Origin of the sequence: Pseudoalteromonas sp. B131b (assembly GCF_037162545.1) — a bacterium.
GTDB lineage: Bacteria > Pseudomonadota > Gammaproteobacteria > Enterobacterales > Alteromonadaceae > Pseudoalteromonas > Pseudoalteromonas fuliginea.
The window spans coordinates 1,369,317-1,387,888 of the sequence record NZ_JARLUZ010000001.1; the positions used below are offsets into that span (position 1 = coordinate 1,369,317).

Below are 18,572 nucleotides of genomic sequence, written 5' to 3' on the forward strand. Positions count from 1 at the left end.
GGCGTATTTTTGTTAACCAATGGGCGATTATTCAGATTAATTGCTCGTTATATGGCTTTTTATTCTAATTGACTTGAAATACCCCAGCAATTACTGAGATAATCCCCTCCTTAATTTTGGGGCCAGGTCGTTAGGCGGGGTTTTATTTCAAATTTTAGAGTTCGTTTGTACTAAAAGATATGGCTGAGAAACGTAATATATTTCTAATTGGCCCCATGGGGGCTGGAAAAAGCACAATTGGTCGTCACATTGCCGATCAATTACACCTTGAATTTGTTGATTCTGATCAAGAAATCGAACGCCGTACCGGTGCAGATATTGCCTGGGTGTTTGATCTTGAAGGTGAAGAAGGCTTTAGACTTCGTGAAGAATCTGTTATTGGCGACTTAACTGAGATGCAAGGTATTGTACTTGCAACTGGTGGTGGTTCAGTAATGAGTAAAGAAGTCCGAAACAAGCTTTCTGCTCGCGGTATAGTAGTATACCTAGAGACACCTATAGAAAAGCAAGTTGCACGCACACAACGCGACAAGCGTCGCCCATTGCTGCAAACTGAAGAAGCACCTCGTGATGTACTAGAGCGCTTAGCAGAAGAACGCGAACCGTTATATAAAGAAGTGGCTGATTTTGTTGTACGCACTGATGAGCAAAGCGCTAAAGTTGTTGCTAACCAAATCATCGAGAAATTAGATTTTTAAAAACCAATAATAAAGGAAGACTGAGCATGCTTGAATTAACTGTTAATTTGGACGAGCGAAGTTATCCTATATATATTGGTCAATCTGCACTTCAAGATAATGGCCGCCTAATTCACTACATTGGTGATTGTCGGCCTATCATCATTACTAATGACACAGTTGCACCTTTATATCTACAAGGACTACTTGATTCGTTAGCTGAGCTAAAACCACTCTCTTTTGTCATACCTGACGGTGAGCAATATAAATCACTAGAATGGTTTGAAAAAATATCTGCTTTTTTACTCCAAAATAACTGCGGTCGTGATACGTGCTTAATTGCATTAGGTGGTGGTGTTATAGGTGACTTAACTGGGTTTGTAGCTGCATGTTACCAACGCGGTGTGCCATTTATTCAAATACCAACCACATTGTTATCGCAAGTAGACTCATCAGTTGGTGGTAAAACAGCTGTAAATCATCCTTTAGGTAAAAATATGATTGGGGCATTTTATCAGCCACAAGCGGTTTTTATTGATACCAAATCTTTGCATACGCTACCAGCAAGAGAGTTTGCTGCCGGTATGGCTGAGGTTATAAAATATGGATTGATTTATGATACTGAATTATTTAGTTATTTAGAAAAAAACGTAAAAGACTTACAGCAATTAAATGAAGCGTGTTTACAGCATATTATTTTTAGATGTTGTGAAATTAAAGCTTTAATTGTTGCTCAAGATGAAAAAGAGCAAGGCCTTAGGGCACTTTTGAATCTGGGTCATACATTTGCCCATGCGATTGAAGCGCAAATGGGTTACGGTATTTGGCTACATGGTGAAGCTGTTGCAACAGGAATGGTGCTTGCCGCACAACTTGCTCATACACGCAAAGACTTGAGTGCTGATGAAGTGGCACGTATTATTGATGTTATTACGCAATATAACTTACCAACTAAAATACCTACAGAAATGACAAGCGAGCAGTTTTTAACCCATATGCGTAAAGACAAAAAGAATAAAAAAGGTACAATTCGGTTTATTTTACCAACCCAATTTGGTCAATGCGCATTAGTTGATGATGTATCTGACGACCAAGTTCGAGCCTTAATCGAGCAATAAATGCAGTCACAAATTTTACCAAGCCGTGCGGCTTTGGTGGATAGAATCGCATTGCAATTTGAATACGGGCAAAACCTTATCGTTTTACTTGGCACATCAGGGCTAGGTAAAAGTTATATGCTCGAAACCTTCATTACCGATAAATATAATGACTTCAATAAAGCTTTTGTACAAGTAACAGGAAAAATGACTGATACTCAGCTTATGAGTCAGTTATTAGAACAAAGCTTTAATGCTCCTTTGGTGGATCATAACTTAAGCTTATCTGAAAACTATTATCAATTGCTTCAACAGCAAACATGTGGGCCTTGTTTGTGGGTGCTTGACGGTGGTAGACATCTTTCAGAAGAAATACTCATTGAGCTTGAGTCATTGGCTAAAATGAGTCCAAGTACCTTGTATATTATGGTCGCTTCACAATCAAAACTGTTTTTTAATGATGTTGTTGAAATTTATTTAGAGCCTTTAAGTCTACGAGAAAGTAAGCAGCTTATGAGTTGGTACTTCACTGCTCTTCCTTATGACGAGGATCCTGTTTTCCAGACTTTTTTGTCTGAAGCTCGAGGGAATCCTAGCTTATTGTTGGCATGGCAACCCACTGAACATGTGGCAGATTTTACAGTCAAAGACAAAGTATCGTGGCGATTACACTTATTAACTTTACTGTTGATAATAATGTTCTTAATTATAGGTTTATTGTATAAATCAAATATGACGCAATGGTGGCAGCAATATCATCAGCAGGAGCAACCTGAGTTGCTAACGTTAGCCATTCCAGTGAGCGAAGTAAGTAATCGACTCATGTCTCCTAATGAAGCGCCTATCCCCCAAATACTTCCAGATGTAATAAACGAGACGAAGCTTAAAGAGCACCAGAATGATGTGCCCGCAATTATGCAAAGCTTAAAAAAAGCGAGCGTAAAAACGGAACGGTTAGCTACAAATATAAAAATAGCTGAAGAGCACCCTAAATCGCAAATGAAGAATGAACAATCAGATATTGAAAAGAATTGGTACTTACAACAACCTACTCACCACATTGTAATTCAGTTATTAGCCGTAACACAGCAGCAAATTAGTATTGAGTTTATGACTAAATATGAACTGGAAGGTGAGGCCTATACTTATCAAACTAAAAGAAACAACAAAATTTGGTGGGTAGTTACGTTTGGTAATTTTGCGAGTTTAGAGGATGCAAAATTGGCAATGAAAACATTGCCTTCTGACATTTTGAAAAATAAACCTTTTTATAAAAAAATTAGCAAAATAAAACAAGAAATAGCACTAGTTGATCAGTAAATTAAATCGCTTTAGTGTAAAATCGCGTAACACCAGATTGAAGTAAAGAGCCGATGCAGCAAAAGAGTAGAGCCTTCCTTAAATGGGCTGGCGGAAAATACAGCCTCGTTGATGATATTAACGCGCGACTAAACCAAGCAAGCAAGCATGCAGACACTTTGGTTGAACCTTTTGTTGGTGCTGGATCGGTGTTTTTAAATAGTAATTTTAAACATTATATTCTTAATGATATAAATGCAGATTTAATAAACTTATACAAAGAACTAAGAAATTCACCAGATGAGTTTATTAGTGATGCAAAAAAGCTATTTGTTGATTTGAATAACCATCCTGACGCTTACTATGAGTATCGTGTACAGTTTAATCAAAGCCGCGATGTATATGAGCGATCAATGTTATTTTTGTACATGAACCGTTATGGTTATAACGGGTTGTGTAGATACAACTTAAAAGGTATTTTTAATGTGCCTTTCGGTAAATATAAAAAGCCTTATTTTCCTGAAAAAGAAATGTATTTTTTTGCCGCGAAAGCTCAGCAAGCAACTTTCACCTGTTTAGATTACGATGATGTATTTAAATTGGTACCTGAGAATGCAGTTATCTATTGCGACCCGCCATATGTACCCTTAAGTAAAACTGCATCATTCACCTCTTATGCAAAGGGTGGCTTTAATTTAGATGATCAGGCTAACTTAGCTAATTTGGCAGAGCGGGCAGCATTTGAAAATAATACACCAGTACTTATATCTAACCACGATACAGTATGGACACGAAAGATTTATAGCCAGGCATCATTGGATCAAATTCAAGTAAAGCGTACTATTAGCCCTAAAGGCGGTTCTCGTAATAAAGTAGATGAGTTAATGGCTATGTATTTACCACTAAAGCAACAATCGCGTAAATCGAAAATACAAAAACTATAAAAAGCACAATCGCAATTATAATTATTGAATATGGAGAGTGTTTTTTGAAGTCTGAATTGCGTTTGCTTTCTGATTGAACGCCAAAAAATGCTGCTAGCACACTTTGTAACGCGCTAAAAAATTGCAGCATTATATTAAAATAGAGGTTTTAAAGATGGCGCTTTTTTCGAATCATCTGAGCTGGTAAGTAGTTCTAATAAATCTAAATAATGAAACTGCGCACTTCTACTATCACCAGTAATCCACGAAACCCAAGACGAATCCTCTTCTATCTTAATACACACTTCAGCAGTATTTTTAGAAACCACAGATAGATTTTGATAATGGCAATTATTTACTGAGCTAATTTCCGGCTCAGAATTTGGAGAGAAACTAAACGCCCCAATAAACAATAATGCCGATGCAATTAATATCCCTGTTTTAAAAGCTCGCATATTTAGACCTAATTATTTGTTACTTTTTTAATCATACCAAAGGTTGGTTAAATAACAAACTTAAATATTTAAGATAATAGTGAATAATTATTAAAAATAATAACTTAACTATTCTTTTTAATTTTAGGGATCCATCATTATCTTTTATCCGTTCTTGGGTAACTTCATTAATTAAGTTACATTAACGAAATATACTATTTATTGATGGAGTTAGTCATGTTTAACCCAGAGCAAAAATATTTAATTGCCCCTTCTATTTTGTCTGCTGATTTTGCAAAACTAGGCGAAGATGTTGATAAAGTACTCGATGCGGGTGCTGACGTGGTTCATTTTGATGTGATGGATAATCACTATGTACCTAATCTCACAATTGGCCCAATGGTGTGTAAAGCACTCAGAGATTACGGTATAACAGCACCTATCGACGTACATTTAATGGTTAAACCTGTAGATAGCCTTATTCCACTGTTTGCAGAGGCTGGCGCATCAATTATTACTTTTCATCCAGAAGCCAGTGAACACGTTGATCGTACAATACAGTTAATTAAAGATCATGGCTGTAAAGCAGGCTTAGTGTTTAACCCTGCAACGAGTCTAAGTTATTTGGACCATGTTATTGATAAGCTAGATACCATTTTACTAATGTCGGTAAACCCTGGGTTTGGCGGACAAAGTTTTATCTCTCATACGCTTGAAAAGCTACGACAAGCTAAGCAACGTATAGTTGCATCGGGTCGTGATATTCGCTTAGAGGTAGATGGCGGTATTAAAGTCGATAATATTGCAGCAGCGGCTCGAGCGGGTGCAGATATGTTTGTGGCAGGCTCCGCTATTTTCAACCAACCTGATTACAAAGTGGTGATTGATCAAATGCGTGAGCAGCTTGGAAGTGTAAAATAATGAAGTACGACGTCGCCTTATTTGATTTAGATGGTACTTTGGTTGATAGCGTTTACGACTTGTATATTGCTATTAACCTAACCTTGAGTGACCTCGCTTTTCCTATCGTTAGCCAACGCTTAGTTGAAAGCTGGGTAGGTAATGGCATAGAAGTACTCGTTAAGCGTGCTTTGAGTGGCGATATGCAAGTGAGTGAACATTTAGACGAGTCACTTAGTGATAAAGCAATATCACGGTTTTATAAGCACTATGAGCAACAAGTTGGTGAGTATAGTGTGCTGTACCAACACGTGGAAACTGGGCTTGCAGCACTTCGTGGTATGCCAAAAGCGCTAATCACTAATAAGTCTCGAATTTTTACAGAGAAACTACTCGAAAAATTGGCCCTAACGAGTCATTTTGATGTGGTTGTATGCGGTGACGACATGGCAAAAAAACCATCGCCAGAACCATTGCTATTTGCCTGCAAAAAACTAAATGCGGAGCCTAATAAAGCAATAATGATAGGTGATTCTAAAAGCGATATACTTGCAGCTAAAGCCGCTAATATAGACGTAATTGCACTTAGTTATGGCTATAACCAAGGTGAAAGTCTTGAGGATTATAATCCGCAGTACCTATGCGATAACTTCTTAGATATAATACCTGTTCTAACGCAGCGTTAAATATTATTCATTAAGCAAAATAAAGGAAAATCATGAGTAAACCAGTAGTTTTAAGCGGCATTCAGCCAACCGGTGGTATGACAATAGGCAACTATGTTGGCGCTATTAACCAGTGGCTAAAGTTACAGGAAGACCACGAAAGTTTCTTTATGTTAGTAGACTTACACGCTATTACGGTTCGCCAAGAGCCTGAATTACTGCGCTCTCGAGTGTTAGATGGTATTGCTCTTTACGCGGCATGTGGCATTGATCCTGAAAAATCTGCGTTATTTGTACAATCGCAAGTACCTGAGCACGCACAATTAGCGTGGGTATTAAATTGTTACGCGCAAATGGGTGAGCTTAATCGAATGACTCAGTTTAAAGACAAGTCATCTAAGCACGCAAATAACGTAAACGTGGGCTTATTTTCATATCCGGTATTGCAAGCTGCAGATATTTTATTATACCAAGCTGATCAAGTACCAGTAGGGGATGATCAAAAGCAACACTTAGAGCTGACTCGCGATATAGCCACACGCTTTAATAATTTATATGGCGACGTATTTAAATTACCAGAGCCGTACATCCCTGAGTTTGGTGCACGCGTAATGAGCTTGCAAGATCCACTTAAAAAAATGTCTAAGTCTGACGAAAACCCAAATGGTTACATCATGTTATTAGATGAGCCTAAGCAAATTGTGAAAAAGCTTAAAAAAGCAGTAACTGATTCAGATGAACAAGCACGTATTTATTTTGATCGCACAGAAAAGCCTGGCGTATCAAACTTGCTTACTTTATTGAGTGTTGCAACTAAACGTTCAATTGAAGACCTAGTGCCTGAGTATGAAGATAAAATGTATGGCCACTTGAAAAAAGATACAGCAGATGCAGTTGTCAACATGATTGAGCCAATTCAAGCACGCTTTAAAGAGATCAGAGATGATCAAAACCTACTTGATAGCATAATGAAATCAGGTGCTGAAAAAGCAAGTGTACGTGCTGAGAAAACACTTAAATCAGTTTACGATGCACTTGGTTTTATACCTCGCGGTTAAATTATAAATATTGAACCCCCATAAAATACCGCTACTTAGCGGTATTTTATGTTGTAGTACATTCATTTTATGCAACATTACAGTATTGAAAGGAATTTACATGAGCTTTAAAGTTAAGCACTATGCTGCAAAAACGATTAAGACTAGCTATGCAATGGAGTGGGAAATGCTACTCACTGAATTAGTTATTGGCTTATTGTGCAGCGTATTTGCTTATCTTGGTTTTAAGGCGAGTGTATTACTCATTTTTGTCGCTAATTTATTTATTGCAGTATGTTGTTTTTCTTTAATAACATTTTCGATTGTTATGTTGATAAAAGAAAAGTTAGAGCAAAAAAATAGCGGGAAGTGAGTCTTCTCGCCATTTTTAATTAAGTGCAATCTCGACAGTTAAATAACCTCAAAGCCGATTAATTCGTAACAACTGAACCTCTATTTATTTAATAGAGGTTTTAAGTAATGCCCAGTATGTGAACGCTCACATTCGGCTACTTCTTCAGGCGTGCCTGCAATGAGTATTTCACCGCCGCCAGCTCCGCCTTCAGGTCCTAAATCGATAACCCAATCTGCTGTTTTAATTACATCGAGGTTGTGCTCAATAACCACAATGGTGTTACCGTGATCGCGCAGGCGATGTAATACAACAAGCAGTTGTTCAATGTCGGCAAAATGTAGGCCGGTTGTGGGCTCATCAAGTATGTACAGTGTTTTACCTGTATCCCGTTTAGAAAGCTCACGGGCAAGTTTTACACGCTGAGCTTCACCACCAGAGAGCGTAGTAGCTGCTTGTCCTAAGCGAACATACGATAAACCAACGTCCATTAGCGTTTTAAGCTTACGCGCAATAGCCGGTATTTTATCAAAGTAATCATGAGCGTCTTCAACAGTCATCTCAAGTACTTGGTGTATGTTTTTACCTTTGTATTGTACTTCGAGCGTTTCGCGGTTATAGCGTTTGCTCTTACACACATCACACGGTACATACACATCAGGTAAAAAGTGCATTTCAACTTTAATTAAGCCATCACCTTGGCACGCTTCACAGCGTCCGCCTTTAACGTTAAAGCTAAAGCGACCTACTTTGTAGCCACGTGAACGCGCTTCTTGTGTGCCTGCAAATAACTCACGAATGCCGGTAAATATACCTGTGTAGGTTGCCGGATTTGAACGCGGAGTACGACCAATCGGACTTTGATCAATATCAATCACTTTATCAAAATGATCTAAACCGCTAATTGATTTATACGGTGCCGCTTCGGCAGTGGTTGCGCCATTTAGCTCTGTATGAGCAAGTTTAAATAAAGTATCGTTTATTAGCGTTGATTTACCTGAGCCCGATACACCTGTCACACAGGTCATTAAACCAAATGGGATTTTTAAATCCACATTTTTAAGGTTATTACCCGTTGCGCCAAATAGCTCTAGCCATTTGTCGTTCGTTGGGTGACGTTCTTTTGGTATTTCTATTTTACGTACGCCTGATAAAAATTGGCCCGTAACAGACTCTTTGCTTGCTAAAATATCATCGCGTGTACCTTGTGCAATAATATGCCCACCATGAACACCCGCACCTGGACCAATATCAATAATATGATCTGCCGCACGAATAGCATCTTCATCGTGCTCTACCACAATAACGGTGTTACCTAAGTCGCGTAAATGGATTAGTGTTTGTAGTAAGCGGTCGTTATCGCGTTGATGCAGCCCAATAGATGGCTCATCTAGTACATACATTACACCTACAAGGCCAGCACCAATTTGACTGGCTAAGCGGATACGTTGAGCCTCACCACCTGATAATGTATCGGCGCTACGTTCAAGTGATAAATAATTGAGGCCAACGTTAATTAAAAACGATAAGCGGTCGCGAATTTCTTTTAATATTTTTTCAGCTATTTGGCCTTTTTTTCCGGTTAACTCTAAACCTTCAAAAAATTCCATGGCTTCACCAATACTCATGCATGTGATTGCAGGTAAGTTGGTTTGTCCAATAAATACATTTCGAGATTCTTCGCGTAAACGCGAGCCATGACAGCTAGGACAGGCTTGGCTTGTTTGGTATTTAGCAAGTTCTTCGCGTACAGAGCTTGACTCTGTCTCGCGGTAGCGGCGATTCATGTTATTTAAAACGCCTTCAAACTCATGGTTACGCGTAATTAAATCGCCACGGTCGTTACGGTAATTAAACGCAATTTTAGTGCTACCAGAGCCGTCTAATATAATTTTTTTCGAGTCGCTGTCTAAATCTTGATAAGGCACATCTAAATCAAAATTGTAATGATCCGCAACCGCTTGCAGCATTTGATAGTAATAAAAGCTGCGTTTATCCCATCCTTTAATTGCACCGCCAGCAAGGCTTAACTCTGGGTTATGCACTACGCGATTAGGATCAAAATATTGACGTATACCTAAACCATCACAGGTTTGACACGCACCAGCTGGGTTATTAAACGAAAACAAACGCGGCTCAAGTTCAGTCATTGCATAGCCACAAGTAGGGCAGGCAAAATTTGCTGAAAATAGAATCTCTTCAGCGCTGCTATCATCCATATATGCTACATGTGCAACGCCATTAGACATTTCTAGTGCAGTTTCGAACGATTCTGCTAAGCGTTGTTGTAAGCCATCTTTTACTTTAAATCTGTCTACAACCACTTCTATTGTATGTTTTTTATGAAGCTCAAGTGTTGGTGGATCAGACAAGTCACATACTTCACCATCTATACGGGCGCGAATATAACCTTGGCTAGATAGCTGTTCTAATAACTTAACATGCTCGCCTTTACGCTCTTTTACTATTGGCGCAAGCAGCATTAATTTACTGCCCTCAGGTAGAGCCAAAACAGTATCTACCATTTGGCTCACTGTTTGCGCAGCAAGTGGTAAATCATGTGTAGGACATCGTGGTTCGCCAACGCGGGCAAACATAAGTCGTAGGTAATCGTAAATTTCGGTAATAGTACCTACGGTTGAACGCGGGTTATGAGACGTTGACTTTTGCTCAATAGAAATGGCAGGAGAGAGGCCTTCAATGTGATCTACATCAGGCTTTTCCATAAGCGATAAAAATTGTCTTGCATACGCAGAGAGTGATTCAACATACCGGCGCTGCCCTTCTGCATAAAGTGTATCAAATGCAAGTGATGACTTCCCCGAACCAGATAGGCCAGTAATAACTATTAATTTATCACGTGGGATGGTTAGGCTGATGTCTTTTAAATTGTGCGTGCGGGCGCCTCGGACTTCAATGTTTTCCATGCTATCTCGTTTATTACCAAAATTATTTACTCAGTATCGCATAATACGAAGCAATATTAATCCTTGATCAATGAAAAATCCTTACTTATAGGCGATTAATTATTGCCAAGCTTATGGTAGAATCCCAACCTCAATTTTTCATAGAGTAAGATCACGCAGATAATGACCGCATCTTCACTTAATTCACGAGAAAAACGCGCCGCTGTATCACTGGCGAGTGTGTTTGCATTTAGAATGCTCGGCTTGTTTATGCTGATGCCTGTATTGGCTATTTATGGACAATCGCTTGAAGGTTTTTCGCCTATTTGGATTGGTTTTGCCATTGGTGCGTATGGTTTAACGCAAGCTGTATTACAAATACCTATGGGTCGATTATCCGATAAGATTGGCCGTAAAAAGGTTATTGTTGGTGGCTTAGTTGTATTTGCCATTGGCTCTGTAGTTGCTGCATTAGCTGACTCTATACAAATGGTTACCGTAGGCCGCGCTCTACAAGGTATGGGCGCAATAGCCAGTGCGCTACTCGCGTTTGCTTCAGATTTAAGCCGCGATGAGCAACGACCAAAGGTAATGGCCGTTATTGGTATGAGCATAGGAATGAGCTTTGCCTTTGCTATGTTACTTGGACCAATTGTTGCAGCTTCGTGGGGTATTGCGGGTGTATTTTGGTTGACTGCTATTTTAGCTGTCTTTGGTATATTTATAGTGACCATGCTAGTGCCAAAGGCGGTAAATAAAGCACCCAAAGGCGATACATTAGCAAGCTTTAGCGACATTAAAAAATTAATTAAACACCCTCAGTTAGCACGATTAAATGCAGGTGTATTGTTATTGCATTTAACGCTAACCACAATTTTTGTGGTACTGCCGAGTCAATTAATTAAAGATGGTTTGGTTGCCGACCAGCATTGGTATTTATATATCCCAGTGTTGTTTTTAGCCTTTTTATTAATGGTACCAATAATGATTGTGGCCATTAAAAAAGAGAAAGAAAAACAAGCGTTCATTGGCTCAGTAGCCTTGTTAACTATTAGTATGTTAGCAATGTCGGTATGGGTTAATAGTGTAGTAGGCATTGCTGTGTGTATGCTGCTTTATTTTGTGGCGTTTAACTTTTTAGAAGCCACTATGCCTGCGCTTGTATCGCGAATAGCACCTGCAAGCCAAAAAGGTTCAGCAATGGGTGGCTACTCATCTAGTCAGTTTTTAGGCGCCTTTTTGGGCGGTATGTTAGGTGGCTATGTAGCACAAACTACAACGACGCAAGCTGTGTTTGCGGCAGCGGCACTTGTTGGGTTAATATGGCTTATTATTGCGTGGAAAATGCAAGTCCCACCCAAAAGTAAAGTTATTAGTTTAATGACCAAATTAGATTCTGAAGAGCATGCTCAAACACTTGCTTCTCAGTTAGTTGCTTTACCAGGCGTAATAGAAGCAACTGTGGTTTGCGATGAAAGTCGCAGCTATTTAAAGATTAATGATAAAGAATTTGACCTAGACCAAGCGCGTAAAGTAGCTGGTTTAATCTAACATTTATAGGAGATGGTTCCATGGCACGCGGTGTGAACAAAGTAATTTTGGTTGGTAATTTAGGGCAAGATCCTGAAGTTCGTTATATGCCTAACGGCAACGGTGTAGCAAATATTACCTTAGCAACTTCAGATAGCTATAAAGATAAAAACACTGGCCAAATGGTTGATAAAACTGAGTGGCACCGTGTTGTATTCTTTGGCAAGTTAGCTGAAATTGTTGGTGAATATTGTCGTAAAGGTTCACAAATTTATGTTGAAGGTAAACTTCAAACACGTAAGTGGACCGATCAACAAGGCCAAGAAAAATACACTACAGAAATAGTTGTAGATGGCTTTACTGGTCAAATGCAAATGTTAGGCGCACGTGGTGGCGATCAACAAAGTGGTGGTTACCAAGGTAATCAGCCGCAAGGTGGACAACAAGGTGGTGGTTACCAAGGTAATCAAGCGCAAAGTGCTCAACAAAGTGGTGGTTACGGCCAAAATAATCAAGGCCAAAATAACCAGCAACAAGGTGGTTATGCTCCACAACAGCAAGCAGCACCTGCAGCGCAACCTCAGTCAGCGCCAGCACCACAACAAAATAATCAATACCAACAACCGCAAGGCGGCTTTGCACCACAACAAAATAGTGCACCGCAGCAACAAGGTGGTTTCGCTCCTAAACCACAAAGTGCTCCGCAAGGTGGCGCATCAAACCCAATGGAACCAACCATTGATTTTGATGACGATATTCCGTTCTAGCTTACGTATAATCTAAAAGTGTAAATATAAATCGCTTTTAATTAAAGTGTTAAACCAAACCCAGTGTAAAAACTGGGTTTTTTTTTAAAAGATGTAAAAATGACATGGTGTATCTATAAAACACTATGTCACTATTATCTAAACAATTAGCCACGTAACTGAAGCTAATGTTTATATCAATATTATTAAAATATGACTCATTCTTGCGAGCTAAATAACTTATCTACTTTGTTTCTTCTCTGTTGTAGAAGTATTTGCCAATCGTATCAGTTGCTCATTTTATTTTATGTAATTTGTATTAGTTGATATATAAATGATTGCAATCTATCCTCTACAGACTTTTTTAAATGAAGCTATGGGAAATATGAAAACTCATATCGTAACAGTATTTCTATTTTTTCAGCTTTTTAGTGCTAATTTGCATGCTCAAGTATCATCCGAGACTACGCAAGTTCTATTAATTAATTCTATAAATCAAGATATGCCATGGCAGAAAAGTGTTGAGGTTGGATTACGTGCAGAATTAACTAGACAAGCTTTTGACTTTGATCTCTTTGTTGAAAATATGGATGTTGGTCGCTTTGATGAAGTACAGCAAAAAAAGTGATGAAACTGTATTTACAGCAAAAGTATCAGAACAGAAAAATTGATATCATTGTTACTCAATCGGTATCAGCTGCAGCGTTATTGACTGAATTTTATGGTTTTTTCCCAGATGTACCAAAAATATATCTAGAGCCAGGCGCTAATTTTACAGTACCTGAGAGTATCAATACGGTTACAATAAATGCTAAATTAGACTACAAGCAGGCAACTCAAGATGCAGTTAATTTAATAAACCCAAAAGAGCTCATTGTTATTTTAGATACGACGAATGACATGGGGCGTAATTTTTATCAAAATCTTCTTCCGGTTATTGGTAATGATTTTCCTCATTTGAGGATAGAAAAATGGTTTGATGTGCCAACCGAGACCTTAATAAATAAAATAAATAATGCCCCATCTGATGCCATTGTATTGTTTACTCCTATTTTTCGAAAGTATAAGGGGAAGCAGTTAAGTCCTTTTCAGTTTGTAAAATTACTAACAAGTGATAACCAAGCTCCTATTTTTAGTTATTGGCATGCGTTATTAGGTTCTGGTATTGTTGGCGGGTACTTATTATCGGGCGAAACCATTGGTAATCGCATCGCAGAATCAATCATTTTTTTAAGGAAAATAAAAGCTTAAAACCGATTGATGATGAAAAACTCAGTGCGCACTATTATGATTGGAGACAATTAAAAAAGTTTAAAATAGATCCTCAACGTTTACCCCAAGGGTCGATGCTTTCCTATTACGAACCTACCTATTTTGAAGAAAACAAAATGCTTATTTATAGCGCAATTATTATTATATTAACGCTAAGTAGTTTTTTAATGTTTTTTTTAATTTTGAATAGCAAACGCGTACAGCTGTTAAAAGAGTTAGATAGCGAAAAATTAAAACTAGAATTTCGTGTTGAGCAACGAACCAAAGAGTTATTAACAGCAAAAGATGAAGCGGAGCATTTAGCTTTGGTTAAATCAGAGTTTTTGGCTAATATGAGTCATGAGATAAGAACCCCAATGAATGGAGTTATAGGCCTCACCAATATTTTACTTGAAAGTGAATTGCCACTAAAACAAAGGCAGTACCTAGATAAAATTAAATACTCTTCGGATCAATTGTTAATCGTGATAAACGATATCTTAGACTTTTCTAAAATTGAATCAGGAAATACTAACCTCGAAGAATTTCCTTTTTCGGTTAACGCTGTTGTAGATTACATAAAAACAACGTTTGAAAACCAAGCTCAGGACAAGGGCATTAAATTTATAGTTAATGTAGCGTCAAATGTTCCACCTGATTTAGTCGGAGATGTTGTTCGCATTAATCAAGTGCTATTAAATTTATGCTCTAATGCAATAAAGTTTACTTCACACAGGAAGGTGTCTGTTTGCATTCATGCAGAGCAAATACTGAACGATGATGAATCAATATTAATACACTTTATTGTTAAAGATTCAGGCATTGGTATCGCACCTCAAAACGTATCTCACTTATTTGATGCATTTACGCAAGAAGATAGCTCTACGACCCGAAACTTTGGCGGCACAGGATTAGGTTTAACAATAAGTAGACGTTTGTGTAAGTTAATGGAAGGCGATATTTCTGTCGTAAGTACGCAACATTTAGGCAGTGAATTTACTGCATCAGTGAAAGTAAAAGTTAATAAGAAAATTGTTATTGCAGATTCTTTCAATTCAATTCAAACCAGTATTTTAGATTCAAAAAATTCAGCTAATCATCCATCTTTAATTGGTTTAAAGGTGTTAGTAGCCGAAGATAACGAGATTAACAAATTAGTTATTAGCGCAATGTTGGAGAAAAAAGGTGTGGTAATTCATTTAGTCGATAATGGGTTTGAATGTATTCAAGCCCATAAATCTCAACAATTCGACTTAATATTAATGGATATCCATATGCCAATTATGGATGGTATTGAAGCGAGTAAAATGATACGAAATGACAGCGATAAAACGATTGCCAATATTCCAATCATCGCTTTAACAGCTAATGTTATGGAAAAGGATATTATGTATTATCTATCAATAGGTATGAATGCGCATGTGGCTAAGCCAACAAAAGCCGCAGAGTTATATCGCATTATTATTCAGTGTTTAAAGACTGCGTAGTCTAGGTAGATAAAATATAGCCGCTAAAGCGCTCCAGATAAGTGATAAAAGCCTAATACCACCACATTTGACTTAAAAAATGGTTTTATAAAAAAAACAAGTACTATAATACTCAACACGCCCTAATCTAAAAGCTGGATAATAAATCAATTTTGATTCAAAAATTTAGTAGGTAGTTTAACTATTTGTAATCACGGCAATTAAGCTGATCTCAAAAATATAAGTAATGCAAAAATAACAAAGCCATGGAGTCCCCCACGGCTTTGCAACGTTACTTTTATAGTGCAGCAACAACTTCAACTAACGTATCTTTGGCATCTCCAAAGAGCATTTGAGTGTTTTCTTTAAAAAATAGTGGATTTTGTACCCCAGCATAACCAGTTGCCATACTACGTTTTAAAACAATGGATGTTTTGCCCTGCCAACACTCAAGTACAGGCATTCCCGCAATAGGGCTATTTGGTTCATCAAGTGCAGATGGGTTAACAATATCGTTTGCACCAATCACAAGTGAAACATCGACTTGTGGAAAATCATCATTTACTTCATCCATTTCAAACACAATACCGTAAGGAACTTTAGCCTCAGCGAGTAACACATTCATTTGTCCAGGCATGCGTCCTGCAACAGGGTGTATTGCAAAGCGCACATTAATATTTTTTTCACGTAATTTATTTGTGAGTTCGCATACTATTTGCTGTGCTTTTGCAACGGCCATCCCGTACCCCGGAATAATCATTACTTCTTTTGCACTCATAAGTAGTGCAGCTGTTTCGGTTGCACTTATGGTAAGCACTTCACCTTGATCTTGAACCTCACCAGATGGGGCTTTTACATTACCACCACCAAAGCCGCCGGCAATGACAGATAAAAAATTTCGATTCATAGCTTTGCACATTATGTAGCTTAAAATAGCTCCGCTTGAACCTACTAATGCGCCAATGACAATAAGTAAGTCGTTATTTAGCATAAAGCCTGTCGCGGCAGCGGCCCAGCCTGAGTAACTATTAAGCATAGATATAACAACGGGCATATCGGCACCGCCAATTGCCATAACCATATGAACACCAAAAACTAAAGCAAGCGCTATCATAATAACCAGCGGCAACATGCCATTACCAACAGCAGACTGCACAACGAATTGCTGCCCAAGCCACGCTACAGCAACTAATAAAACAAGATTAAATATGTGTCGTCCTGGTAGTGTTAAAGGCTTACTGCCCATTCGACCAGATAATTTACCAAAAGCGGTAATTGAACCTGAAAATGTAATAGCGCCAATTAAAACTCCTACATAGGTTTCAATATCATGAATAGTTAAATCAATACCCGAAAAGTGGCTGGAAGCGTCAGCAAAATTAGCATAGCCAACCATTATAGCCGAGAGCCCAACAAGGCTGTGCAAAATAGCAATCAGCTCTGGAATCTCTGTCATTTGCACGCGTTTGGCTACAAGTAGGCCAATACTGCCACCCACTAATAGTGCAATCATCAATTCAATATAGTTATTGGTAACAACGCCCAAAACAGTCGCAAAAAGCGCAATAACCATGCCTGAAATACCATACCAATTACCTTTACGGGCAGTTTCTTGATTGGATAGGCCGTTTAAAGCCAAAATAAAAAGAACCATCGCAGCAATATATGCCACGGTTACAATACCAGTACTGATCATGACAACCTCACTTACGGAACATTTTGAGCATGCGATGTGTTACAGCAAAGCCGCCAACAATATTAATACTCGCAATTAACACGGTAAAAACGGCAAACCATTTAATGGTGTCGTCTGTTGAGCTTATTTGAATTAAAGCACCGATAACAATAATGCTTGAAATGGCATTGGTTACACTCATTAAAGGCGTATGCAGCGCAGGCGATACACTCCAAATAACCATATAACCTACAAAGCAGGCTAAAACAAAAACGGTAAAATGAGACATAAAATCAGCGGGTGCAACGCCACCAAGACCAAGCAGTGCTAATGCACCGATAGCAGCGCCAATAATAGGTCCAAATACCGATTTCTTCTTCTCAACAATAGTGGGGGTAGAAATTGGTGTTGCGGCTACCTTTTTAGGGGTTGCAGATAGTGTGGTCGCTGGTGGCGGCCAGGTTGTTTTTCCTTCTGTGCATATGGTTGCACCTAATACAACGTCGTTTGTCATATCAACAAAGAGTTCGCCGTCTTTTTCTGGGGTCATTTCGGCTAACAGGTTGTATAAGTTATTGCTGTATAATTGGCTCGATTGCGTAGCAAGGCGACTTGGTAAATCGGTGTAACCAATGATCGACACACCATGACACACGGCAACCTTTCCCGGGACTGTTAATTCACAGTTTCCGCCTTGTTCAGCAGCGAGGTCGACTATTACGCTGCCGCTGTTCATTGATGCAACCATCTCGCTGGTGATCAACTTAGGCGCTGGTTTTCCGGGTATGAGCGCGGTAGTAACAATTATATCAACGTCTTTAGCTTGCGCTGCAAACAATGCCATTTCGGCTTCGATAAATTCATCGCTCATTACTTTAGCGTAACCGCCTTCGCCTGAGCCGTCTTCATCTTTAAAGTCGAGCATTAAAAACTCAGCGTCCATGCTTTCAATTTGCTCTTTTACTTCAGCGCGCGTGTCAAATGAGCGAACAATTGCGCCCATACTTTTTGCAGCCCCAATAGCGGCTAAACCAGCAACACCTGCGCCAATTACAAGTACCTTGGCGGGAGCAACTCTTCCTGCCGCTGTAATTTGTCCGGTAAAAAAGCGACCAAAATGTTGGGCTGCTTCTACAATTGCACGATAGCCAGATATATTAGCCATTGAGCTTCGGGCATCCATTTTTTGTGCCCGAGAAATACGAGGAATGCTATCTATTGCAATGGCGGTGATGCCGCGTTGAGTTAAATCTTTTAGTATCTCTGGATTTTGTGCAGGCCATAAAAAACAGATTAATGTTTGTCCACTTTTTAGTAATGTATTTTCATCAACTTCAGGTGCTTGTACTTTGAGCACAATATCAGATTGTGCCCATATATCTTGTGCTGAGTTAACTACTTCACAACCTGCTGCGATATACGCATCATCTGTGTAATTAGCCGCCATACCTGCACCCGCTTCAATGGCGACATTAAAACCAAGTTTTATTAATTTACTTACAGCATCAGGGGTTGTTGCGACTCGGCGCTCACCTGTGCGAATTTCTTTTGGAACACCGATTTTCATTTTATACCTCAGATTTTAATGCCAAGAGTAGAGATTAGTGTTTTAGG

The 18,572-nt window shown here is 38.8% G+C and carries 18 protein-coding genes; 13 read left to right on the top strand and 5 right to left on the bottom strand.

From position 1 onward, the window contains the following. The first annotated feature begins 179 nt into the window (after positions 1-179). The 4 genes from aroK to P4S65_RS06350 are packed head-to-tail and all read left to right on the top strand — an operon-like array spanning position 180 to position 4,017. Positions 180-698, top strand: a complete 519-nt coding sequence (aroK, locus tag P4S65_RS06335) for a shikimate kinase AroK (protein WP_006793103.1) — start codon at positions 180-182, stop codon at positions 696-698. 26 nt (positions 699-724) lie between these two features. Further along, positions 725-1,795 (top strand): 3-dehydroquinate synthase, encoded by a 1,071-nt coding sequence (aroB, locus tag P4S65_RS06340; RefSeq protein ID WP_033028836.1) that lies wholly within the window; start codon positions 725-727, stop codon positions 1,793-1,795. Next, entirely contained in the window at positions 1,796-3,094 is a 1,299-nt protein-coding gene (locus P4S65_RS06345; protein WP_337119767.1) for an AAA family ATPase, read from the top strand. Positions 3,095-3,147: 53 nt separating this feature from the next. Next, positions 3,148-4,017, top strand: a complete 870-nt coding sequence (locus P4S65_RS06350) for a Dam family site-specific DNA-(adenine-N6)-methyltransferase (RefSeq protein WP_007378664.1) — start codon at positions 3,148-3,150, stop codon at positions 4,015-4,017. Here P4S65_RS06350 and P4S65_RS06355 read toward each other — a convergent pair. Beyond that, positions 3,962-4,147, bottom strand: coding sequence for a DUF2970 domain-containing protein (locus tag P4S65_RS06355; RefSeq protein WP_081824543.1), 186 nt, complete (start codon positions 4,145-4,147; stop codon positions 3,962-3,964). The two genes, P4S65_RS06350 and P4S65_RS06355, sit on opposite strands and share 56 nt — an antisense overlap. A 4-nt stretch (positions 4,148-4,151) precedes the next feature. Further along, positions 4,152-4,451 carry a hypothetical protein gene (locus P4S65_RS06360; RefSeq protein WP_096792371.1) on the bottom strand — a complete coding sequence of 100 codons (300 nt, stop codon included), beginning with the start codon at positions 4,449-4,451 and terminating at the stop codon, positions 4,152-4,154. 216 nt (positions 4,452-4,667) lie between these two features. Between P4S65_RS06360 and rpe the strand changes: the two genes are divergently transcribed. The 4 genes from rpe (at position 4,668) to P4S65_RS06380 (ending at position 7,405) form a co-directional block, all read left to right on the top strand. Further along, complete coding sequence (gene rpe, locus P4S65_RS06365) at positions 4,668-5,351, top strand: ribulose-phosphate 3-epimerase (RefSeq protein ID WP_096792372.1); 684 nt, start codon at positions 4,668-4,670, stop codon at positions 5,349-5,351. Next, positions 5,351-6,016, top strand: a complete 666-nt coding sequence (locus tag P4S65_RS06370) for a phosphoglycolate phosphatase (RefSeq protein WP_096792373.1) — start codon at positions 5,351-5,353, stop codon at positions 6,014-6,016. Before rpe ends, P4S65_RS06370 begins: the two co-directional genes overlap by 1 nt. Positions 6,017-6,048: 32 nt before the next feature. Beyond that, positions 6,049-7,053: a tryptophan--tRNA ligase gene (trpS, locus tag P4S65_RS06375; protein WP_096792374.1), complete on the top strand. Its 1,005-nt coding sequence runs from the start codon at positions 6,049-6,051 to the stop codon at positions 7,051-7,053. Positions 7,054-7,153: 100 nt separating this feature from the next. Further along, complete coding sequence (locus tag P4S65_RS06380; RefSeq protein WP_096792375.1) at positions 7,154-7,405, top strand: hypothetical protein; 252 nt, start codon at positions 7,154-7,156, stop codon at positions 7,403-7,405. An 80-nt stretch (positions 7,406-7,485) separates the two neighbouring features. Here P4S65_RS06380 and uvrA read toward each other — a convergent pair whose 3' ends face one another. Continuing rightward, positions 7,486-10,311: an excinuclease ABC subunit UvrA gene (uvrA, locus tag P4S65_RS06385; protein WP_337119768.1), complete on the bottom strand. Its 2,826-nt coding sequence runs from the start codon at positions 10,309-10,311 to the stop codon at positions 7,486-7,488. 162 nt (positions 10,312-10,473) lie between these two features. Here uvrA and P4S65_RS06390 point away from each other — a divergent pair, with 162 nt between their 5' ends. The 5 genes from P4S65_RS06390 (at position 10,474) to P4S65_RS06410 (ending at position 15,304) form a co-directional block, all read left to right on the top strand. After that, positions 10,474-11,841, top strand: coding sequence for an MFS transporter (locus P4S65_RS06390; protein ID WP_096792377.1), 1,368 nt, complete (start codon positions 10,474-10,476; stop codon positions 11,839-11,841). A 20-nt stretch (positions 11,842-11,861) separates the two neighbouring features. Then, complete coding sequence (gene ssb / locus P4S65_RS06395; protein ID WP_007378609.1) at positions 11,862-12,587, top strand: single-stranded DNA-binding protein; 726 nt, start codon at positions 11,862-11,864, stop codon at positions 12,585-12,587. Positions 12,588-12,900: 313 nt separating this feature from the next. Further along, positions 12,901-13,194, top strand: coding sequence for a hypothetical protein (locus P4S65_RS06400; protein WP_337119769.1), 294 nt, complete (start codon positions 12,901-12,903; stop codon positions 13,192-13,194). Continuing rightward, positions 13,194-13,817: a hypothetical protein gene (locus P4S65_RS06405; RefSeq protein WP_337119770.1), complete on the top strand. Its 624-nt coding sequence runs from the start codon at positions 13,194-13,196 to the stop codon at positions 13,815-13,817. The genes P4S65_RS06400 and P4S65_RS06405 overlap by 1 nt, the downstream gene beginning before the upstream one ends. Before the next feature lie 188 nt (positions 13,818-14,005). Continuing rightward, positions 14,006-15,304: an ATP-binding protein gene (locus tag P4S65_RS06410; RefSeq protein ID WP_337119771.1), complete on the top strand. Its 1,299-nt coding sequence runs from the start codon at positions 14,006-14,008 to the stop codon at positions 15,302-15,304. 277 nt (positions 15,305-15,581) lie between these two features. Here the strand turns inward: P4S65_RS06410 and P4S65_RS06415 are convergent, their stop codons facing one another. Both P4S65_RS06415 and P4S65_RS06420 read right to left on the bottom strand, forming a co-directional pair. Further along, positions 15,582-16,976 carry an NAD(P)(+) transhydrogenase (Re/Si-specific) subunit beta gene (locus P4S65_RS06415; RefSeq protein WP_096794063.1) on the bottom strand — a complete coding sequence of 465 codons (1,395 nt, stop codon included), beginning with the start codon at positions 16,974-16,976 and terminating at the stop codon, positions 15,582-15,584. A 10-nt stretch (positions 16,977-16,986) separates the two neighbouring features. Further along, on the bottom strand, positions 16,987-18,525 hold the full coding sequence (locus P4S65_RS06420; protein WP_337119772.1) for a Re/Si-specific NAD(P)(+) transhydrogenase subunit alpha: 1,539 nt from the start codon (positions 18,523-18,525) through the stop codon (positions 16,987-16,989). Between the last annotated feature and the right edge of the window lie 47 nt (positions 18,526-18,572).

What these genes read in the sequence shown, in the direction of transcription:
- aroK (WP_006793103.1), top strand. Translation starts at nt 180, where the DNA reads ATGGCTGAGAAACGTAATATATTTCTAATTGGCCCCATGGGGGCTGGA.
- aroB (WP_033028836.1), top strand. Translation starts at nt 725, where the DNA reads ATGCTTGAATTAACTGTTAATTTGGACGAGCGAAGTTATCCTATATAT.
- P4S65_RS06345 (WP_337119767.1), top strand. Translation starts at nt 1,796, where the DNA reads ATGCAGTCACAAATTTTACCAAGCCGTGCGGCTTTGGTGGATAGAATC.
- P4S65_RS06350 (WP_007378664.1), top strand. Translation starts at nt 3,148, where the DNA reads ATGCAGCAAAAGAGTAGAGCCTTCCTTAAATGGGCTGGCGGAAAATAC.
- P4S65_RS06355 (WP_081824543.1), bottom strand. Translation starts at nt 4,147, where the DNA reads ATGCTGCAATTTTTTAGCGCGTTACAAAGTGTGCTAGCAGCATTTTTT.
- P4S65_RS06360 (WP_096792371.1), bottom strand. Translation starts at nt 4,451, where the DNA reads ATGCGAGCTTTTAAAACAGGGATATTAATTGCATCGGCATTATTGTTT.
- rpe (WP_096792372.1), top strand. Translation starts at nt 4,668, where the DNA reads ATGTTTAACCCAGAGCAAAAATATTTAATTGCCCCTTCTATTTTGTCT.
- P4S65_RS06370 (WP_096792373.1), top strand. Translation starts at nt 5,351, where the DNA reads ATGAAGTACGACGTCGCCTTATTTGATTTAGATGGTACTTTGGTTGAT.
- trpS (WP_096792374.1), top strand. Translation starts at nt 6,049, where the DNA reads ATGAGTAAACCAGTAGTTTTAAGCGGCATTCAGCCAACCGGTGGTATG.
- P4S65_RS06380 (WP_096792375.1), top strand. Translation starts at nt 7,154, where the DNA reads ATGAGCTTTAAAGTTAAGCACTATGCTGCAAAAACGATTAAGACTAGC.
- uvrA (WP_337119768.1), bottom strand. Translation starts at nt 10,311, where the DNA reads ATGGAAAACATTGAAGTCCGAGGCGCCCGCACGCACAATTTAAAAGAC.
- P4S65_RS06390 (WP_096792377.1), top strand. Translation starts at nt 10,474, where the DNA reads ATGACCGCATCTTCACTTAATTCACGAGAAAAACGCGCCGCTGTATCA.
- ssb (WP_007378609.1), top strand. Translation starts at nt 11,862, where the DNA reads ATGGCACGCGGTGTGAACAAAGTAATTTTGGTTGGTAATTTAGGGCAA.
- P4S65_RS06400 (WP_337119769.1), top strand. Translation starts at nt 12,901, where the DNA reads ATGATTGCAATCTATCCTCTACAGACTTTTTTAAATGAAGCTATGGGA.
- P4S65_RS06405 (WP_337119770.1), top strand. Translation starts at nt 13,194, where the DNA reads ATGAAACTGTATTTACAGCAAAAGTATCAGAACAGAAAAATTGATATC.
- P4S65_RS06410 (WP_337119771.1), top strand. Translation starts at nt 14,006, where the DNA reads ATGTTTTTTTTAATTTTGAATAGCAAACGCGTACAGCTGTTAAAAGAG.
- P4S65_RS06420 (WP_337119772.1), bottom strand. Translation starts at nt 18,525, where the DNA reads ATGAAAATCGGTGTTCCAAAAGAAATTCGCACAGGTGAGCGCCGAGTC.